An 18,329-nucleotide genomic window follows, 5' to 3' on the forward strand; every position below is an offset into this window, starting at 1 on the left:
GGCATTCGCTCGGCCGCTGCACGACCGCATAACCTGTCACGGTGAGTGAATCAGGCAGCGATCCCGGTCGGTCCCCCTCGGGGCTGCGCGCCGCGCGCCCAGCGGTCGCTCCCCCGCTGCGGGACGACCGGCTGAAACTGTTCTCCTTCGCCACCGCGGAGAAACGAGCGGAGTACCTGTGGGTGCTGCGGGCGTTCGATCACGCCCGCGCCAACTACATCGTCCTGCTCCACGCGGGCGACGTCGCCCGCATCCTGGACGGCCTCGCCGGCGACGACCCGGCCGGGCAACTCGGCGCCGGAGACGTCACTCCCCTGCTCGAGCAACTCCACGTCTGGGAAGTGCTCGAACGCAGTTACGACGGAACGCGCGCCGCGACACTCGCCGAGTACCTGAACCGGCACTTCGTCTATCAGTTCAGTCAGGCCGGCTACCAGGTGTTCCGGGCCGTCGAGGATGCACTCGCGGCTCGCCTCGACGACGCGTCGCTGTCCCGGCTGGCACTCCCCGACCTCCTCGCCGACATGAACGACCTGGCCGCGGCGAATCGTGCCGCCGACAACGACCTGGTGTACCGGAAACTCAACCGACTCGATGCGACGCTGTCCGACATGGCCGGACGCGCCGCCCAGTTCTATCTGACCCTGGGCGACCTCGTCCGCACCACGGAGATCACCCCGGAAACGTTCATGTCCCACAAGGACGCTCTGCTCACGCACATGCGCGAGTTCAGCTCCGACCTGTCTCGATATGCCCCGAAACTCGCCGCGGCCATCGCGCTCGTGGAGGACTCCGGCGTCGAGGCGATGGTGGCGCGGGCCGCCGCCAGCGACGAGCGGGTGTTCCTCGATGTCGAAGAGCGCGAAGCTGATTGGCGTTCGCGGTGGGCGGGTGTGACGCACTGGTTCGTCGGGAGCGAGGCGGGCCCGAGCGAGTCGGAACGCCTGCGCGAGGGCACGATGAGCGCCATCGCCGCCGTCCTGTCGCTGCTGCGCCGCGTCACCGAGACCCGCAAGGGCGGCGTCAGCAGGGAGAGTCAATTGCGCCATCTCGCGGGCTGGTTCGCCGCGACTCCGAACGAGGACGCGGCGCACGCGCTGTTCCGGGCCGTGTTCGACCTCGGCCGTCCGCGCCACCTCTCGATGGTGCATCCGGACGCCGACATCATCCCCGACACCCGGTCGTGGTGGGAGGCTCAGCCCGTCGAGATCTCCCGCACCCTGGCCGAGACCGGACGTCCCCCGTCCCCCGGTCTGCCCGCGCGGGTGCAGCGCAACGAGGGCAGCGTGCGCCGCCTGCGTGAGGAACAGCTGACTGCACAACGACTTCGCGCGGCCGCCGCACAGTCGCTCGCCCGGGGCGGAGTCTACGAACGGGAACTCGACGAGGCCGAAACCGACGTGCTGCTGAGCCTGCTCAACGCCGCACTGACGGCGCGGGTACCGGTCAGCGGCCGCGTCAAGAGCAGCACCGGATCGGAGAACGGCGTGAAGCTCACCCTCAGCCCACACGGCGAATCGACGGTGGTGCGCACCGCCCGGGGACGTCTGCACCTCGACGGACTGCAGGTGAGCGTTCGGTGAAGGCACGGGAGATCTCACCGCTCGCCCTCGATTCGTATCAGCGCGCCGCCCGCGTCATCCTGTCGAATCATCTCGTGACACAAACCTATCCAGATCGGATCGCGCTTCCCCTGCTCCGCCGGTGGGCCACCGAACTGCGCGAAGATCTGATGACGCTCTTCGGGTACCGGCTCGAGGTCACCGAGACGACCGCCCGACTGTTCACGGTGAGCGACCGACTCGACGCCGGGACACCGGCCAAGACGGCCACCGACCGCACGTTCGACCGGTACCGTTACGCCTACCTCGCGCTGGCGCTGGCGGCCCTCGGTCGCGCCGGGAACCAGATCACCCTGTCCGAACTCGCCGATCACGTCGCCGCCGACGCCGCGCAGGTCGAAGGGGTGGACCTGTCCACGGAGCGCGCGTCCGACCGGGACGCGTTCGTCGACGCCGTCGGCTGGCTCGCCGCGCGCGGCGCGATCGCACTCGCCGACGGTGACGCGGGCGGCTGGGCCGCCAATCCCGATGCGGGCGAAGCGCTCTACGACATCGACCGGTCCGTCGTCATCGCCCTGTTCCGGCCGCCACGCGCACTGCAGCATCTCCGCTCCATCCGCGGTCTGCTCGCCGGCGCGGACTCGGTGACCGACGAGGACACCGCGGAGACCTCCCGGACGGTCGACGTGAAGGAGACGACGCGGCGGGTCCGGCGCGCGCTCGTCGAACGGCCCGTCGTCTACGCCGCCGACCTGGACGATCACGAACTGGTGCAACTCGCGCTTCCCCGCACCGCGGCAGATGTCGAGTTGCTCACCGGACTGGTCGCCGAGCGTCGCGAGGAGGGCGTCGCGATGATCGACTCGTCCGGGCGGCTCTCCGACGTCCGGTTCCCCGGGACGGGGACGGTCGCGCAGGTCGCGCTCCTGCTCGCCGGGGAGATCGCCGATCGGGTCCTGGATCCCGACGCCGCGGAGACGGCCCGGATGCCGCTGCCGCGGGGCCGGTCCGAAGACCTGGTCGAACAGGTGGACGGCGCGATTCCGCAGTCCGGGATCTTCGACAGCCTGGCAGGCCACGACGGAGTCGAACCCGCGGAACCCGCCCCCGCCGACCGGCTCTTCCCGGTCGTCGAGGACCAGTGGATCACCGACACCGTCCGGACCCTGACCGAGAGATTCGGGCGCACGTTCGCCGCCGGGTGGCAGGCCGACCCCGACGGCCTGGGACGCGCCGCGCTGGCGCTGCTCGAGCGGCTGCGTCTCACCGCGTCGGTGCCGGGCGGCGTGCTCGCGCTCCCGGCGCTCGCCCGCTACCGGGGTGTGGTGGTCACGATCCGCGACCGCACACCGGAGATCGACCTGTTCCAGAGCTCAGCGAACGACAGCGAGGACATCACAGCATGACGAGTGCGCGTTTCCGGCCCACCCGCGCCGGGATCATCAACCTCTGGGACTACCGGGATCAGGAGTTCTCCTTCGCCGACGGCCGCCTCGTTCTCCGTGGCCCCAACGGTTCCGGCAAGACCAAGGCGCTCGAAGTGCTGTTCCCGTTCGTCTTCGACGGCAGGATCGAACCGCGGCGCCTCAACCCGTTCGCGGGCGAGGAACGAACCATGAAGTCGAACCTCCTGTATCGCGGGCAGGAGAGCGCGTACTCGTACGTCTGGATGGAGTTCTGCCGCGGCGCGAAGGACGACCCCGAAGCCGTCACCGTGGGAATCGGCATGCGCGCCTCCCGCACCAACGACAAGGTCACGCGCTGGTACTTCGTGGCCGACGGCAGGGTCGGCGTCGACTTCTCCCTGCTCGGCACGGACGACCGGCCGCTCACGAAGAAGCAACTCGGCGAACAGATCGGCACCGACTCCATCACCGACCGTCCGCTCGACTACCGCGCCGCCATCGACGCCCGCATGTTCGGGCTCGGTGTCCAGCGCTACGACCAGCTGATCAACCTCATCCTCACGCTGCGCCGCCCGCAGCTCGCGAAGAACCTCGATCCCAAGGGACTGTCGCAGGCACTCACCGACGGTCTGCGTCCCCTCGACGAACAACTGGTCCTCGAGGCGGCGCGCTCGTTCAGCGACATGGAGGAGGTCGGCCGGGCACTCGAAGGGCTGGCGGCGGCGGACCAGGCGGCGCAGAGCTTCGTCGGCGTGTACGCGAAATACCTTCGCCAGCAGGCGCGTACGGACGTCGACCAACTTGCGACCCGGCTCGACGCGGTGCGGTCCGGCATCACCGCCCTCCACGGGGCGGCAGCCGACCGGGCACGCAGTCAGGAGAGCCGGGAGGCCGCCGAAGAACGCTTCACCGTCGCCGAACGCGCACTCGACCAGGCCAACGCCACCCTCGACGCACTGAAGCGGTCGACCGCCTACGAGGGGCGGACGCAGCTCGACGACCTGGCGCAGGCCGTGTCGACGCTCGAGAAGTCGACGGCGCTGCAGGCAGAGAAGGCACGCAAGGCCAAGGCGACCCTCGAACAGCGGTCCGAGGAGCACGAGAAGGCCGGTGACGCCGTCACCCGCGCCGTCGAGGCGCTCGCCCACGCCGAGGACGAACTTCACGTCGCCGCCGAGGACGCCGGAATCACCTGGACCGCACTCCCCGACACCGCGCGCGCCGACCAGTTGACCGCGGCGCTGCGCGGGCACGCCGAGGAACGCGACGGCGACCTTCGCGCGGTCCGGGCCGCGCTCGCCACCGTCGAGAGGGCCGCCACCGAGCGGACCCGCGCCGACGACGCGGCGCGTCGCGGTCAGGAGCAACTCGACACCGCGAAGGTGGCCGTCCTCGAGGCCGAGACCGCGGTCGAATCGGCCCGCAGCCGGTGCGCCACCGAACTCCGCTCCTGGTGGACGGAACAGTCGTCCCTCTACGCCGAGATCGAGGCGCCCGCTGCGCTGTTCGACGCACTGGACACCGCCCTCCGCGGGATCGGCGACGAGGACGCCGCCACTCTGTCGGAGACGCTGACGGAGCAGACCAGGGACGCCGTCGACGCACTCCGGATGCGTCGTCAGCAGTACGACCGGGACGCCGCCGCCGCGGCCGAGGCGATCGCCGAATACGAATCTGTGCGCGCGGCAATCGAATCCGAGCACGACGACGCCCCACCCCTCCCGGCCGGCAGGCACGACACGCGGTCCGGGCTGACCGGTGCGCCGCTGTGGCGTCTGGTCCGGTTCGCCGACGGTGTCGACGCCGCGGTCGCGGCGGGAATCGAAGCCGCACTGGAGGCCGCGAACCTCCTCGACGGCTGGGTTCCCGTCGACGACGCGCTTCCCGACGTCGAATCCGAACAGTTCCTCGTGGCCCTCCCGGCCGGGGACCGGCCCACCGGCAGGACCCTCGCCGACGTTCTCGAAGTCGAACAGGACACGGGTGTTCCCGACGACCGCGTGCGCGGCATCCTCGAATCCATCGCCCTCGAATCCCTCGACCCCGCCGAGGGACCGGTGGGCGTTGCCCAGGACGGCGGGTACCGCCAGGGGATCCAGCGGGGACGACACACGAAATCGGATGCGGAGTACATCGGAACCACCGCGCGGGCCCGCAGGCGCGCCGCCCGACTCGTCGAACTCGACAGAACGCTCGCGGAAACCCGGGCGACGCTCGACGACACCCGGGCGTCCGCGGAGGCGGTGGCAGAGCTGCTGACGCGGACCACCGCGGCGGCGCGGGCCCTCCCCCGCACCGGATCGATCCTCACCGCGCTGAAGAAGGTCACCGAATCGGCAGGCGCGCTCCGCAGCCGTACCGACACCGCGACAGCTGTCGGTCGCGAACTCGACCAGGCCATCGCCGACCTGTCCGCGAAGGAAAAGCAACTCCGAGCCACCGCATCCACGCACCGGACACCCCACGTCGCCCGCGAGATCGACTCGCTCGCCGCGGCCGTGCGGCATTTCGAGAAGCAGGGCGAGATGGTGCAGCGGTGCAGGCGCGAACACGGCAAGGAAGTGGAGCACACACGACAGTCCGAGGACCGGCTGCACGAGGCGCGCGGCAACGCGGAGGAATACGCGGAGGAGGCCGCCGTCGCCGAAGAGGTCCTCGCGCAACAGATCCAGCGCCTCGGGACACTCCGCGACACGCTGGGCGCGGGGGCCGAGGAACTGGACCGGCAACTCGAGGAGGCGCACGCGCGGATCGAGGCGTGCAAGAAGGAGCAGCGCGACGCCCGAAAGGCAGACAAGGATGCGGGCGAGGCCATCGGCAAAGCCGAGGGCGCCTACAACACCGCCGTCCAGACGCTACGGCTGGCCCTCACCGAAACCCACGCCGACGCCGCCCACCTCGCGCCGTACGCCCGGCGCGACCTGCTCGAACTCCTCGGCGTCGACGGAGGCCACACCTGGCCCGCCAGCGCGGCGGCGTGGATGAGTGCCGAGCAGCTGGTGTACCGCATACAGAACGCCGGTCAGGACATCCCGATCCTGCCGCCCGAAGTGGACGCGCTGTTCCGCGCACTGGACAGCGCCACCGACTCGGTGCGGGTCAGCGACTCGGCACGCAAGTCGACGCGGACCGCGCTCACCACCGCGCTGCAGGATTTCGACGCACAACTCGCCGCCGCCGGCCAGGACTACCGGCTGCAGTGGGACGCACCCGACGGCCTGACGGTGGTGCAGGTGCAGGACGACGAGGGTTACTCGTCGATCGGCGAGTTCGCCGCCCGCATCGCGTCCGCGCGCTCCGACCAGGAACTGCTGCTCACCGAATCCGAACGTCGCATCCTCGAGGACGCGCTGCTCACGGGTCTCGCTCAGCAGATTCACGAACGGACCGTCGACGCCCGCGAACTCATCGCCCGGATGGGCACCGAGATGCGGGAGCGGCGGATGTCGTCGGGCAACACCATCGGCGTCCACTGGGTCCTCGCCGACAACCTCGACGACAGCGCGAAGGCCATCTCCAAACTGCTCGAGCGCGACACCTCGGCGCTGGGCCCGGACGAGCTCGCCACCATGCGCGCCCACTTCGCCCACCAGATCAGGACTGCCCGCGCCGCCCACCCGGAGCGGTCGTACCCGGAGATCCTGGCGTCCGCCCTCGACTACCGGCGGTGGCGGGTGTTCTCGTTCACCCTGATCAGCGGCAACGGCACCGAGGACAGGCTGACGGTCGCCCGGCACAGCGCACTCTCCGGCGGCGAGCAGTCCGTCTCGCTGCATCTGCCGCTGTTCGCCGCGGCGCACGTGATGCTCGACTCGGCCGACCCGCACGCCCCGCGGCTGCTGGCGCTGGACGAGGCGTTCGCCGGCGTCGACGACAACGGCCGGGCGGAACTGCTCGGCCTCAGCGTGCAATTCGACCTCGACCTGTTCATGACCGGGTTCGACCTGTGGATCACCTACGGCGGCGTGCCGGGCTGCGCACACTACGATCTGGCGCACTCGACGGCGGAGCAGAGCGTCAGCGCCACCCTCCTCGTGTGGTCCGACGGTGAACTACTCGCCGAACACGACGGCACCGACCTGGCGCAGGCGCTCGGTTCGCCCCTCCGCCGGCGCGTCCCGACTCCCGCGGAGGGTGCCCTCGAGTTCGCCTGACCCGTGAGTACTTGTTAACCGCGGGCGGTTAACAAGTACTCACGGGCGGCGGAGCCGCACGCCGAGAAGGGCATCCACGGCCGCGGCGAATTCGGTCGGCGCGTTCGTGTCGGAACCGCCGTTGTCGAGGGCGCGGCGGGCCCAGCCGTCGAGGGCGTCGAGCGCCTTCGGGGTGTCGAGATCGTCCGCGAGATGCTGCCGCAGCCGGGCGATCGTGTCGGTCGCCGACTGCGCCGACTCGAGTGCGGCGGCGTCCTTCCACAACTGCAGCCGGGTGTGGGCGTCGGCGAGAACCTGCTCGGTCCACGGACGGTCCTGCCGGTAGTGACCGGACAGCAGTCCGAGGCGGATGGCGGCGGGGTCGACGCCCTCGCCGCGCAGTTTCGACACGAACACGAGGTTGCCGCGGCTCTTCGACATCTTCTCGCCGTCGAGACCGATCATGCCGGTGTGCACGTAGTGGCGGGCGAAACGGCGGTCCCCGGTGGCCGACTCGGCGTGCGCCGCGGAGTACTCGTGGTGCGGGAAGATCAGGTCGCTGCCGCCGCCCTGGACGTCGAAACCCGAGCCGATGCGGTTGAGGGCGATGGCCGAGCACTCGATGTGCCAGCCGGGACGCCCGGGACCGAACGGCGACGGCCAGGACGGCTCACCCGGCCGAGCCGCGCGCCACACCAGCGCGTCGAGGGGATTCTGCTTGCCGGGGCGGTCGGGGTCGCCGCCGCGTTCGGCGAAGAACGTGTCCATCGTCGCGCGGTCGTAGCCGGATTCGTACCCGAACTGTTCCGTCGCGTCGGCGCGGAAGTACACGTCGGGGAATTCGGGGTCGTCGACGACGTAGGCGGCGCCGGACGCGACGAACTTCTCGACCATCTCGATCACTTCGCCGATCGATTCCACCGCACCGATGTAGTCGCGTGGGGGAAGGACCCGGAGGGCTTCCATGTCCTCACGGAACAGCGCCGTCTCCCGCATTCCGAGGACGACCCAGTCCTCGCCGTCACGATTGGCGCGCTCGAACAGCGGGTCGTCCACGTCGGTGACGTTCTGGACGTAGTGCACGTCGTGCCCGGCGTCACGCCAGATCCGGTTCACCAGATCGAACGTCAGGTAGGTGGCCGCGTGACCGAGGTGGGTCGCGTCGTACGGGGTGATACCGCACACGTACATCGTGGCCGTGCGCCCGGGGGTGACCGGGCGAACCTGACGGTCGGCGGTGTCGAACAACCGCAGCGGAGGCCCCTGGCCTGGAACGGACGGGACAGCGGTTTCGGACCAAGACTGCATGACAGCGAGCCTAGTGGACCCGCGTTTCCGCCTCGGAGGGAGCCGCCGCCCCCCGGGCTCCGAACGGGTCGCTCAGAACGCGGGCCACGGGATGGGCCGGTGACCGTTCGGCCGGGGCATCACGGGCGCGGCGAGCAGATCCACGGCGCGCTCGTACAGCGCGGCGACCTCGTCCGACGTGATGTGCTCGCCGAGCCGCGCACCGAAGTCGCCCTCCAGCGAGGAGATCAGTTCGGCGATGTCGACGACGAGGGCGCCCGGCACGTCCGTCCCGGCCCACCCCCACAGCACGGTCCGCAGCTTGTTCTCCGTGTGCAGGCAGATGCCGTGGTCGACGCCGTAGACGGAACCGTCGAGACCCTCGAGAGCATGGCCACCCTTGCGGTCGGCGTTGTTGATCAGCACGTCCAGGACGGCCATCCGCTGCAATCGCGGATCGTCGGCGTGGATCAGCGCGACCGGTTCGCCGTCCATGTCGGTGGCGCGCAGGATCTCGAACCACCCCTCGGGGATCGCGTCGGGCGCGCAGATGTCGACCAGGTCGAGACCGCCGGTGTCGTCGGCGTGCCGGTCCGGGGTGTCGACCCACCGCTGCACCATCCCCGGGCCGAACGGACCGTCCCGCAGGAGAGTGCGGGGAATCACACCCCACCCGAGCTGCTCGGACACGAGATACGACGCGTACTCACGTCCGGCGAGCGTGCCGTCGGGGAAGTCCCACAGCGGGCGCTCCCCGCGGACCGGTTTGTACACGCAGCGGACGGTGTTCTCACCCGCGGCCGCGTCGCAGACCAGGGTGGCGTTGCTGGCGTGGGTGATCTGGCCGATGAGGGTCAGCTCGCCGGACTCCAGGGGATCGGACTCCTCGGCAGGCAACCGTCAGTCCTCCTCGTCCATTTCCGGGGTGAGTCCGAAGCTCTGGCCGCGGCGGTACCCGTTGGTGCGGATGCAGATGTGTCCCTCCGGGGCGAGCGGCTCACCGCACAGCGGGCACGGCGCGCGACCGGCGGCGATGACCCGTTCGGACCGCAACGAGAAGTCCCTCGCCTGCAGCGGGGTGAGGAAGACGCGCACGGCGTCCGGCCCGTCCTCGGAGTCGTCGAGGACGACGGACTCGTCGAATTCCGTCTCGCTGACGGCGAGCAGTTCCACCACGACGGCTCCGGCGTCCGCGTCCCAGCCCAGGCCCATCGTCCCGACCCGGAACTCGGCGTCGATCGGGGTGACGAGTGGGCTGGAGTCGTCCAGTTCGGCCCCTTCCGGGGGAACGTCCGTCCCGAATCTGCGGTGGACTTCCTCGAGGAGAAGACCCATCCGGTCGGCCAGTACTTGAACCTGCTGTTTCTCGAGCAGGACGCTGATCACTCGCGCCTCGTGTACGGCCTGGAGATAGAACGACCTGTCGCCGGGTTCACCCACCGTCCCGGCAATGAATCGGTCAGGAGTGCGGAATACGTGAATTGCGCGTGACATTGCACCTCCTTCAGCTGGAGCCGGGCCCACTGCGGCGCTGCCCACTCGTTGTTCCGTCGGACTGTTCCTCGCAGCATGCTGCGTTCATTATCCGTCAATCGTCCCCGCCGGGGTCCGGCCAATCGTCACAGGCGGACCTCCCCGCCGGGCACTGATCCGGATACTTCGGCCCGGGCGCCGTCGCCGGACACCGGTGGGGTGTTCACTCCGGACAGATCGGCCCCGGTGTCGTTCATCTTCAGCACGTAGGGGCGGGTGGAGGTGTATCGGACGACGCTGATGGAGGCGGGTTCCGCGACGATGCGCTGGAATCCGTCGAGGTGCGCGCCGAGGGCGTCCGCGAGGACCGATTTGATGACGTCGCCGTGCGAGCACGCCACCCATACGACGTCGCGGCCGTGGAGTTCCGCGAGCCGGGCGTCGTGCTCCCGGACCGCGGCGACGGCTCTCGCCTGGACCTGGGCGAGCCCTTCTCCGCCGGGGAACACGGCGGCGGACGCGTGCTGCTGCACGATCTTCCACAGCGGTTCCTCGAGCAGGACCTTCAGCTCGCGGCCCGTCCACTCGCCGTAGTCGACCTCGACCAGCCGGTGTTCCACCACCGGGGTGAGGCCCCGCGCCCGGGCGAGCGGTTCCACCGTCTGCTCGCACCGCACGAGCGGTGAACGCACGATCTCCTCGATCGCCACGTCCGCGAGCCGGGCCACGATCGCCTGCGCCTGCTCGCGGCCGCGGTCGTCGAGTTCGACTCCCGGTGACCGGCCGGCAAGCGTGTGTGCGGTGTTCGAGGTCGACCGCCCGTGGCGCAGCAGCACAACTGTCATTGGCCCAGCCTAGTGTCGCGCACTCCCCGACCGCCCGATCTCAGGTGGCCGACACGACGCCGGTCGCGAGAAGCGACAGGACGACGACGCCGAGGATGATGCGGTAGCCGACGAACCAGTACATGGAGTGATCGACGACGAAACGCAGCAGCCACGCGATCGACGCGTAACCGATGGCGAAGGCGATCACGGTCGCGACGAGGAGCTGCGGACCGCTCGCGTTGAGACCCTCACCGGCCGGTTCGAATGCGTCCGGCAGGCTGAACAGCCCGGACGCGACGACCGCGGGGATGGCGAGAAGGAACGAATAGCGGGCCGCGGCTTCACGGGTGAGTCCGAGGAAGAGGCCGGCGCTGATCGTGCCGCCCGACCGCGAGACCCCGGGGATCAGGGCGAGCGCCTGGGCCGAACCCATGATGATGCCGTCCTTGGCGCGCAGGTCTTCCACGGGGCGCACCTTCCGCCCGTAGTACTCGGCCGCCGCGATGACCAATGCGAACACGATCAGCATGGTGGCGATCAGCCACAGGTTGCGGGCGCCGGTGCGGATCTGGTCCTTGAACAGGAACCCGAGCACACCCACCGGGATCGTGCCGATGATCACATACCAGCCCATCCGGTAATCGAGATCACTGCGATGCTCGGCATGAAACAGTCCCCGGAACCAGCCGGCGATGATCCGTCCGATGTCCCGGGCGAAGTAGATGAGCACCGCGGCCTCGGTGCCGAGCTGGGTGACGGCGGTGAACGAGGCACCGGCGTCGTCACCGAAGAAGATCTCCGACACGATCCGGAGATGGCCCGACGAGGAGATGGGCAGGAACTCGGTCAATCCCTGCACGGCACCGAGGACAATCGCCTGGAGCCAGGTCATCGCCTCGCCCATCACTCACCGGCCCCGGGGCCGAATGTGCCGCTCTGACGCCAATTTCCCATGTCGCGTTCGTAATTCACCGGCGCCACGGTACCGGGGCAGGTGACCTCCGGCAGAATCCGGCGTGGCAGGACCCCTGCCACGCGATACCCCACTACTCTGCTCCTGTGGTGACCGGTTCCGGGGGGCACCAGCATCTTCGGGGGGCGAAGCCCGGGGTGCAGCTACGGTACGAGACGCAGGCGGTTATGGAACAGAGATCGGTCGGAGCAAGCGGGTTGCGAGTGTCACGTCTCGGGCTGGGCACGCTCACCTGGGGCCGGGACACCGACGGCGACGAGGCCGCCGCGCAGATCGCGGCGTTCGTCGATGCGGGTGGGACCCTCGTCGACACGTCCCCCGCGTACGGCGACGGTGCAGCGCAGCGGATCCTGGCGGAATTGCTCGACGACGTGGTGCCGCGCACGGAACTCGTCCTGAGCTCGAGTTCGGGGATCAACCCGGCGGGACCCTCGCGAATCGACTGCTCGCGACGGGGTCTCGTCGCCCAGCTCGACGCGACCCTGCGCGAGCTCGGCACCGATTACCTGGATATGTGGCAGGTCGCCACGTGGGATCCGTTCACGCCGGTCGACGAGGTCGCGGCCACACTCGATTTCGCGGTGTCCAGCGGCCGGGTCCGGTACGTCGGGGCGCGGGGTTACCTGGGCTGGCAGCTCGCGACCGCGGCAGGCGCGTCCCGGAGCACCACGCTCGTCGCCACCCAGGTGGAGTACTCGCTCCTCGCGCGGGGTGTCGAGGAAGAGCTCGTTCCGGCCGCCGCCCACCACGGCGTCGGCGTGTTCGCGGCCGTTCCGCTGGCCCGCGGGGTGCTGACCGGCAAATACCGCAACGGCATCCCCGTCGATTCACGCGGGGCCGACGAAGCCCACGCGCAGGACGTCCAGAGCTATCTCACCGACTCGTCCGTGCGGGTGGTGGACGCGGTCGTGACGGCGGCCGACGGCCTCGGCACGTCCCCGCTGGCGGTCGCACTCGCCTGGGCCCGCGACCGTCCCGGCGTCGCGAGCGCGGTCGTCGGGGCCAGGGACATCGCCCAGCTGACCGGAGTGCTCGTCGCCGAGGAGCTGGAATTGCCCGCCGCGATCGCGGCCGCGCTCGACGACGTCAGCGCGTAACGCGGGCGGGCCGGCGCACGTGCACCTGCAGTTCACGTGCAGGGCAGGCTAACCTGGTGCCCACCGGCCGACGTCCGTAGATCCGCAGGAGAGTCCATGACCACGCTGAACGAGGCCGACGCGGCCGACCGCGGAACCGTCGGCTTCGCCGAGCGCATCAAGGCGGGCACGGACGCCGCTCACCGGGAAACCGAGCAGTCCCGTTTCGTCGGGGCCCTGCTCGCCGGGGAACTCACCTCGGACGGTTACGCCGAACTGCTCGCGCAGACGTACCTCGTCTACCGCGAACTCGAGGACGCCGGGCGCGCCCACGCCGGCAGCCCCGTCGTGTCGCCGTTTCTCCACGACGAGCTGTTGCGGGTTCCGTCGCTGGAGGCGGATCTCGCCTTCCTGCGCGGGCCGTCGTGGCGGGACACCGTCTCCGCGCTGCCCGCCACCACCCGCTACGTGGAACGGCTCCGCGAGGTGGCGTACGAATGGCCCGCCGGTTTCGTTGCGCACCACTACATCCGGTACATGGGCGATCTGTCGGGTGGGCAGATCATCCGGCGCATGCTCGAGCGCGCCTACGGGTACAGCACCGACGGCCTGCAGTTCTACATCTTCGACGAGATCCCGAAACCGAAGGTGTTCAAGGACGGCTACCGCGCGAAACTCGACGCCGCGCCGCTCTCTCCGGAGGATCAGCGGCGGGTGATCGACGAGGTCAACCTCGCGTACCGCCTCAACGGCGCCCTGTTCGCCGACCTCGAGGCGGGCATCGACCGGTATCTCGCACGATGAAGTCGATGTTCCGGGCCTTCACGAACAGGTCGCTCTTCGCCGTCCTCGTCCTGCTCCTGGTGTCTGTGGTGGCGGTCTCGGCGTGCAGTTCCGGTGCCGGCGACAATGCGGGCGGCACCGGCGGCGCGCGCACGGCGGTTCTCGACGACCTGAATCCTGAGCCTCTCGCGTCCGCGGCGACACCGGCGTTGCCCGTCACGGTCCGCAGTTTCGACGGGGTGGACGTGACCATCACGGACGCGAGCCGGATCGTGACCGCGGATCGCTACGGAACGCTCACCGAGACGGTGTTCGCGCTGGGGCTCGGCGACAACGTGGTGGGCCGGGACATCGCGTCCGAGTTCCCGGCCGCGCAGCACGTGCCGGTGGTCACACCCGGCGGGCAGTCCCTCAACGCCGAGGCCATCCTCGACCTGGCGCCGACGGTGATCCTCACCGACACGAGCATCGGGCCGCAGGCGGTGCAGGATCAGCTCCGGGCGGCCGGCGTGCCGGTCGTCTACTTCGATCCGACGCGCACCCTCGACGGCGTGCCCGGCCAGATCACCGCGGTGGCGAATGCGCTCGGTGTGCCGGAGCAGGGCCGGGAACTCGCGGACCGCACGGAGAACGAGATCGCGGCGGCCCGCAGTCGCGCCCCTGAAGGCGAGAATCCGCTGAAGATCGCGTTTCTCTATCTGCGCGGCACCGCGATCACCATGATCGGCGGCCCGGGTTCGGGGGCCGACTCCCTGATCGACGCGCTCGGCGCTGTCGACGCCGGCACCGCCTCGGGGATCACGCAGCAGTTCGCGCCGATCACCAGCGAGGCGCTGATCGCCGCCGCCCCCGACGTGCTTCTCCTGATGACCGGGGGGCTCGAGTCGATCGGCGGGATCGAGGGCCTGGAGAAGATCCCCGGAGTGGCGCAGACACCGGCGGGCCGGAACCAGCGGGTCGTGGATATGCAGGACGGGGTGCTTCTCAGCTTCGGCCCGAACACCGGTCGCGTCCTGGGCGCCCTGGCCGACGCCGTCTACCCGGCCGCCACTCGATGACCGTCGAAGACCTCGACGCTCCCGGTAAGTCCTCGCCACGCACCCGGACCGGTGCCGTCCTCGGCGGTCTGCTGATCGCCCTCGCCGTCGCCGCCGTGTTCTCGGCCTGCATCGGTCAGGTGCCGACCGGTCCCGGGGAGGTCGTCGGCAGCATCCTGCACCGAATCGGACTGGATCTCGGGCCGATGCCCGCGCACCCCAGCGGCGAAGTGACGCTGTGGGAGGTCCGGTTTCCGCGCGTGGTCCTCGCGATCCTGGTGGGGGCGGCACTCGGATGCGCGGGAGCGTTGCTGCAGGGTGTGTTCGCCAACCCGCTCGCCGAACCCGGCGTCATCGGAGTGTCGGCAGGTGCCGCGGTCGGAGCCAGCGCGGCGATCGTCGTCGGCGCGTTCGCGGCCGGGTGGACGGTGGCCGGAGCCGCCTTCGTCGCCGGACTGGTCACGACCGTCGCCGTCTATCTCCTGGCCCGGCACGAGGGTCGGACGGAGGTCGTCACCCTCGTCCTGACCGGTGTCGCGGTCAACGCGTTCGCCGGCGGACTCATCGCCTTCTTCACGTTCGTCGCGTCCCCTGCGGCACGCGATCAGATCGTGTTCTGGCAATTGGGCAGCCTCAACGGGGCCACTTGGAGCGCGGTAGCGGTAGTGGCGCCGATGACGGTCGCCGGGATCGCCGCCACCATGATGATCGCCGGGAAACTCGACCTGCTCTCGCTCGGCGAGAACGCGGCACGCCACCTCGGCCTCGACGTCGAACGGCTGCGTCAGATCGCGGTGCTGATCGTCGCCCTGCTCGTCTCGTCCAGCGTGGCCTTCACCGGGATCATTCTCTTCGTCGGACTGGTGGTCCCGCACCTGATGCGCATCGCCGTCGGACCGGGCCACCGAGCCCTCATCCCGGCGAGCGCACTGTGCGGATCCCTCGTGCTGCTGCTCGCCGACCTGGGCGCCCGCTCGCTCGTGGCCAACGCGGACCTCCCGCTCGGCATGCTCACGGCCCTCGTCGGCGGGCCCTTCTTCTTCTGGTTGCTGCGCCGCACCCGGGCCAGTCAGGGCGGGTGGGCATGAGTCCGTCGTTCCACCCGCTCCGCACCCGCGTCGGCGAGGCCCTCGATCAGAACCTGTTCCGGCGGACCGACCCGGTGCCCCCGCCGCGACCCTCGGGGGCCGTGACGCTGCGGGCGGAGGGTATTGCCGTCACCCGCGGTGGAAGACCCGTTCTCGACGACGTGTCCGTGGACGTGCGGATCGGGGAGGTTCTCGTTCTCGTCGGCCCCAACGGGGCGGGCAAGTCGACACTCCTCGCGGCGCTGTCGGGTGATCAGGACGTGCACGCGGGCAGCGTCGAACTCGACGACCGGGACCTCGGCGAGTGGACGGCGCTCGAGATGGCCCAGCGACGCGCGGTCCTCCCCCAGCAGAACACGGTCGGATTCTCGTTCACCGCACGTCAGGTGATCACGATGGGCCGGTCCCCGTGGGCGCGCACACCCCGCAGCGACGACGACGCCGCCGCGATCGCCGAGGCCGTGCGGATCTGTGACGTCGTGGCGTTCGCCGACCGGCCGTTCACCGCGCTGTCGGGCGGTGAACGCGCCCGCGTGGCGCTGGCCCGGGTGCTGGCGCAGCGGACCGAGACGATCCTGCTGGACGAGCCCACCGCCGCCCTCGATCTCGGCCATCAGGAGACGGTGATGCGCCTGGCCCGCTCCCGCGCGGAACAGGGTACTGCGGTGGTGGTCGTGCTCCACGACCTCGCGCTCGCCGCCGCGTACGCGGACCGGATCGTGGTCCTCGAGCAGGGCCGCGTCGCAGCCGACGGACCTCCCCGCGACGTCCTGTCCGAGGGCTTGCTGACCCGGGTGTACGGGCACCCGGTCGAGGTCATCGCGCATCCGGTGACCGGCGCGACCCTCGTCCTCCCCCGCCGCGACCACCGCTAGTGGCCGGCGGTCACAGTCCGTCGATGACCGCCCCGAGACGGCTGAGGACCGCCCGCACGGTGATGCCGTCCTCCGGCCGTGCCGACAGGGAATCGGGATCGGACACGGCGTCGCGCACGACGGCGACGATGCTGCGCTCGTCGGTCAGGTCGATCTCCCGGACCGAGCGCCGCGCGGAGGCCACGACGTCGTCCGGGTCCGGGACCTCGGTTTCGACGTCGGCGCGGTACACCTCGACGTGCATCGTGCTCTTGCGCACGCGGAATGCGTAGGAGTTGCCTTCGGCGGTCCGGCCGAAGCCGTGCGCGTGCGGACCGACCGAGATGTCTTCGACGGTGAACGTCGGCGTTTCGGGTGCTTCCACGGTCTGCTCCTCGATGACCTGGGCCGGCGGTCGGGAAACCACCGGGCGCGGGGTCGATGTTTCTCACGGTATCGCCTCGGCACCCGCTCGGCACCGACCGAATTCGTGGGCGTTTCGCGGATCAGGGATGCTAGTGGACAGTTGTGCAGGTGTAGGTCGTTGAGAGAACCCCGAGGAGCAGCACATGGGTAGACCGGGAGCGCGCGTCGTCGCCTCGTGTATCGGAGCGGCATTTCTGCTGGTCACGGGTTGTTCGTCGAACTCCGACGAAGATCAGGCGATCACGATCGCACCCGCGAGTGCCGCGCAGTCCCCGGCGCAGAGCACCGCGCCCGCGGGTGTCGTCCACCCCGTCGGCCTGCCGATCGATTCGACCACATTCGACCCCGAGACCCGCACGACCGTCGTCCTCGGCGGCGAAGGCAACCAGATCCTGCTGTTCCCGGTCGGCGATTTCACGGCGGCTCCGCGCACGATTCCGCTGGACGGGGCCGTCGCCCAAGTCTCCCTGGCCCCCGGGGGCGTGGCCCTTCTCGCGATGAACACGCAGGTAGGGCGGCTCGACCTGCGCACGGGTGAGGTGACGTTCGTCCCCGCCGACGGCGATGTCCGTTCGGTCGCGCAGTTGCCCGACGGTCGGCTGGCGATGGGCCTCGGCAATGGCGAGATTCACATCGTGAACACCGAGACGAACGAGTCACAGGTGATCGACGGCCTCACCTCCGTCGACGGGCTGGCCGTCGTCGGAGACTCGCTCACCGCCCTCGACCGCGGTCAGACGTCCGTCACCGCCGTCGACGTCCCCGGCTCCGCGCTCGGCGTCGCGCTGCGCGCCGGTGAAGGCGCGACGCAACTCACCACCGACCACTACGGGCGGATCCTCGTCACCGACACCACCGGCGACGAACTGCTCGCCTACACCACCGACACGCTGATGCTCCGCCAGCGGTTCCCGGCCGGACTCGCGCCGTACGCCGTCGCCTACGACGACACCGCCGACCGGGCGTGGGTCACGCTGACCGGAACCAACGAGGTGGTCGGATTCGACCTGTCCAGCGGTGTCGGCGTGGAAACGGCCCGGTATCCCACCGTCCGGCAGCCGAACTCTGTCACTGTGGATACCGTGAACGGTGACCTCCTGATCGGTTCCGCGACGGGAGACGGTTTGCAGCAGATCCCGACGAGGAGTTCGTAGATGGCATCGCATTCACGTCGACTCCCCTCCGGGTGGGAGATCGAATCCGAGGACTACGAGTACGTGCCGCTTCGGCTGCCACCCGACGTCACCCGGGTCAGCGCTTCGATGCGCTTGGCCCTCCAGGCGGAATTCGGCGGCTGGGAGTTGTCGCGGGTTCGCCTGTACTCCGACGGAAGCCGCCGAGTGCTGCTCAAACGAAAGAAGACCGCTCACCATGTCCCCGACCCCGCAATCTAGGGAGACCTCC

16 protein-coding genes are annotated in these 18,329 nt (G+C 70.0%); 10 read left to right on the forward strand and 6 right to left on the reverse strand.

What is annotated here, in order from left to right:
• Positions 1 to 131 precede the first annotated feature (131 nt).
• Genes ROP_RS02895 through ROP_RS02905 form a run of 3 tightly spaced genes read left to right on the forward strand, consistent with a single transcriptional unit; the run spans position 132 to position 7,122 of the window.
• Positions 132 to 1,583 (forward strand): TIGR02677 family protein, encoded by a 1,452-nt coding sequence (locus ROP_RS02895; RefSeq protein WP_043826210.1) that lies wholly within the window; start codon positions 132 to 134, stop codon positions 1,581 to 1,583.
• Positions 1,580 to 2,968 (forward strand): TIGR02678 family protein, encoded by a 1,389-nt coding sequence (locus ROP_RS02900; RefSeq protein WP_012687863.1) that lies wholly within the window; start codon positions 1,580 to 1,582, stop codon positions 2,966 to 2,968. The genes ROP_RS02895 and ROP_RS02900 overlap by 4 nt, the downstream gene beginning before the upstream one ends.
• Complete coding sequence (locus ROP_RS02905) at positions 2,965 to 7,122, forward strand: TIGR02680 family protein (RefSeq protein ID WP_012687864.1); 4,158 nt, start codon at positions 2,965 to 2,967, stop codon at positions 7,120 to 7,122. Before ROP_RS02900 ends, ROP_RS02905 begins: the two co-directional genes overlap by 4 nt.
• A 39-nt stretch (positions 7,123 to 7,161) precedes the next feature.
• Here ROP_RS02905 and mshC read toward each other — a convergent pair whose 3' ends face one another.
• The 5 genes from mshC to ROP_RS02930 form a co-directional block, all read right to left on the reverse strand.
• Positions 7,162 to 8,409, reverse strand: coding sequence for a cysteine--1-D-myo-inosityl 2-amino-2-deoxy-alpha-D-glucopyranoside ligase (gene mshC, locus ROP_RS02910; RefSeq protein WP_012687865.1), 1,248 nt, complete (start codon positions 8,407 to 8,409; stop codon positions 7,162 to 7,164).
• Between the two features lie 72 nt (positions 8,410 to 8,481).
• On the reverse strand, positions 8,482 to 9,285 hold the full coding sequence (locus ROP_RS02915; RefSeq protein ID WP_012687866.1) for an SCO1664 family protein: 804 nt from the start codon (positions 9,283 to 9,285) through the stop codon (positions 8,482 to 8,484).
• Between the two features lie 3 nt (positions 9,286 to 9,288).
• Positions 9,289 to 9,882, reverse strand: coding sequence for a DUF3090 domain-containing protein (locus tag ROP_RS02920; protein ID WP_012687867.1), 594 nt, complete (start codon positions 9,880 to 9,882; stop codon positions 9,289 to 9,291).
• Positions 9,883 to 10,007: 125 nt separating this feature from the next.
• Positions 10,008 to 10,706 (reverse strand): histidine phosphatase family protein, encoded by a 699-nt coding sequence (locus ROP_RS02925; RefSeq protein WP_012687868.1) that lies wholly within the window; start codon positions 10,704 to 10,706, stop codon positions 10,008 to 10,010.
• A 40-nt stretch (positions 10,707 to 10,746) separates the two neighbouring features.
• Complete coding sequence (locus ROP_RS02930) at positions 10,747 to 11,592, reverse strand: undecaprenyl-diphosphate phosphatase (RefSeq protein WP_043824135.1); 846 nt, start codon at positions 11,590 to 11,592, stop codon at positions 10,747 to 10,749.
• Positions 11,593 to 11,828: 236 nt separating this feature from the next.
• Between ROP_RS02930 and ROP_RS02935 the strand changes: the two genes are divergently transcribed.
• The 5 genes from ROP_RS02935 (at position 11,829) to ROP_RS02955 (ending at position 16,520) form a co-directional block, all read left to right on the forward strand.
• Positions 11,829 to 12,758 carry an aldo/keto reductase gene (locus ROP_RS02935; protein ID WP_012687870.1) on the forward strand — a complete coding sequence of 310 codons (930 nt, stop codon included), beginning with the start codon at positions 11,829 to 11,831 and terminating at the stop codon, positions 12,756 to 12,758.
• Between the two features lie 96 nt (positions 12,759 to 12,854).
• A complete protein-coding gene (locus ROP_RS02940) occupies positions 12,855 to 13,541 on the forward strand; it encodes a heme oxygenase (biliverdin-producing) (protein WP_012687871.1) in 687 nt (228 codons plus the stop codon).
• Positions 13,538 to 14,578: a heme/hemin ABC transporter substrate-binding protein gene (locus ROP_RS02945; protein WP_012687872.1), complete on the forward strand. Its 1,041-nt coding sequence runs from the start codon at positions 13,538 to 13,540 to the stop codon at positions 14,576 to 14,578. Before ROP_RS02940 ends, ROP_RS02945 begins: the two co-directional genes overlap by 4 nt.
• A complete protein-coding gene (locus ROP_RS02950) occupies positions 14,575 to 15,645 on the forward strand; it encodes a FecCD family ABC transporter permease (protein WP_012687873.1) in 1,071 nt (356 codons plus the stop codon). Before ROP_RS02945 ends, ROP_RS02950 begins: the two co-directional genes overlap by 4 nt.
• Positions 15,642 to 16,520 (forward strand): heme ABC transporter ATP-binding protein, encoded by an 879-nt coding sequence (locus tag ROP_RS02955; protein ID WP_012687874.1) that lies wholly within the window; start codon positions 15,642 to 15,644, stop codon positions 16,518 to 16,520. The genes ROP_RS02950 and ROP_RS02955 overlap by 4 nt, the downstream gene beginning before the upstream one ends.
• A 10-nt stretch (positions 16,521 to 16,530) precedes the next feature.
• On the opposite strand, the gene ROP_RS02960 is transcribed toward ROP_RS02955, so the two are convergent.
• Positions 16,531 to 16,884, reverse strand: a complete 354-nt coding sequence (locus ROP_RS02960; protein WP_043826212.1) for a hypothetical protein — start codon at positions 16,882 to 16,884, stop codon at positions 16,531 to 16,533.
• A 184-nt stretch (positions 16,885 to 17,068) separates the two neighbouring features.
• Between ROP_RS02960 and ROP_RS02965 the strand changes: the two genes are divergently transcribed.
• On the forward strand, positions 17,069 to 18,079 hold the full coding sequence (locus tag ROP_RS02965; RefSeq protein ID WP_012687876.1) for a hypothetical protein: 1,011 nt from the start codon (positions 17,069 to 17,071) through the stop codon (positions 18,077 to 18,079).
• Positions 18,080 to 18,319: a DUF5703 family protein gene (locus ROP_RS02970; protein ID WP_012687877.1), complete on the forward strand. Its 240-nt coding sequence runs from the start codon at positions 18,080 to 18,082 to the stop codon at positions 18,317 to 18,319.
• The last annotated feature ends 10 nt before the right edge of the window (positions 18,320 to 18,329 follow it).

Source organism: Rhodococcus opacus B4, from assembly GCF_000010805.1.
In the GTDB taxonomy this organism is placed as follows: Bacteria; Actinomycetota; Actinomycetes; order Mycobacteriales; family Mycobacteriaceae; genus Rhodococcus_F; species Rhodococcus_F opacus_C.

Bases quoted from the DNA above. Each gene is read 5' to 3' on its own strand.
- ROP_RS02905 (WP_012687864.1), top strand. From the start codon at position 2,965: ATGACGAGTGCGCGTTTCCGGCCCACCCGCGCCGGGATCATCAACCTC.
- mshC (WP_012687865.1), bottom strand. From the start codon at position 8,409: ATGCAGTCTTGGTCCGAAACCGCTGTCCCGTCCGTTCCAGGCCAGGGG.
- ROP_RS02920 (WP_012687867.1), bottom strand. From the start codon at position 9,882: ATGTCACGCGCAATTCACGTATTCCGCACTCCTGACCGATTCATTGCC.
- ROP_RS02925 (WP_012687868.1), bottom strand. From the start codon at position 10,706: ATGACAGTTGTGCTGCTGCGCCACGGGCGGTCGACCTCGAACACCGCA.
- ROP_RS02930 (WP_043824135.1), bottom strand. From the start codon at position 11,592: ATGGGCGAGGCGATGACCTGGCTCCAGGCGATTGTCCTCGGTGCCGTG.
- ROP_RS02935 (WP_012687870.1), top strand. From the start codon at position 11,829: ATGGAACAGAGATCGGTCGGAGCAAGCGGGTTGCGAGTGTCACGTCTC.
- ROP_RS02940 (WP_012687871.1), top strand. From the start codon at position 12,855: ATGACCACGCTGAACGAGGCCGACGCGGCCGACCGCGGAACCGTCGGC.
- ROP_RS02945 (WP_012687872.1), top strand. From the start codon at position 13,538: ATGAAGTCGATGTTCCGGGCCTTCACGAACAGGTCGCTCTTCGCCGTC.
- ROP_RS02950 (WP_012687873.1), top strand. From the start codon at position 14,575: ATGACCGTCGAAGACCTCGACGCTCCCGGTAAGTCCTCGCCACGCACC.
- ROP_RS02955 (WP_012687874.1), top strand. From the start codon at position 15,642: ATGAGTCCGTCGTTCCACCCGCTCCGCACCCGCGTCGGCGAGGCCCTC.
- ROP_RS02965 (WP_012687876.1), top strand. From the start codon at position 17,069: ATGGGTAGACCGGGAGCGCGCGTCGTCGCCTCGTGTATCGGAGCGGCA.
- ROP_RS02970 (WP_012687877.1), top strand. From the start codon at position 18,080: ATGGCATCGCATTCACGTCGACTCCCCTCCGGGTGGGAGATCGAATCC.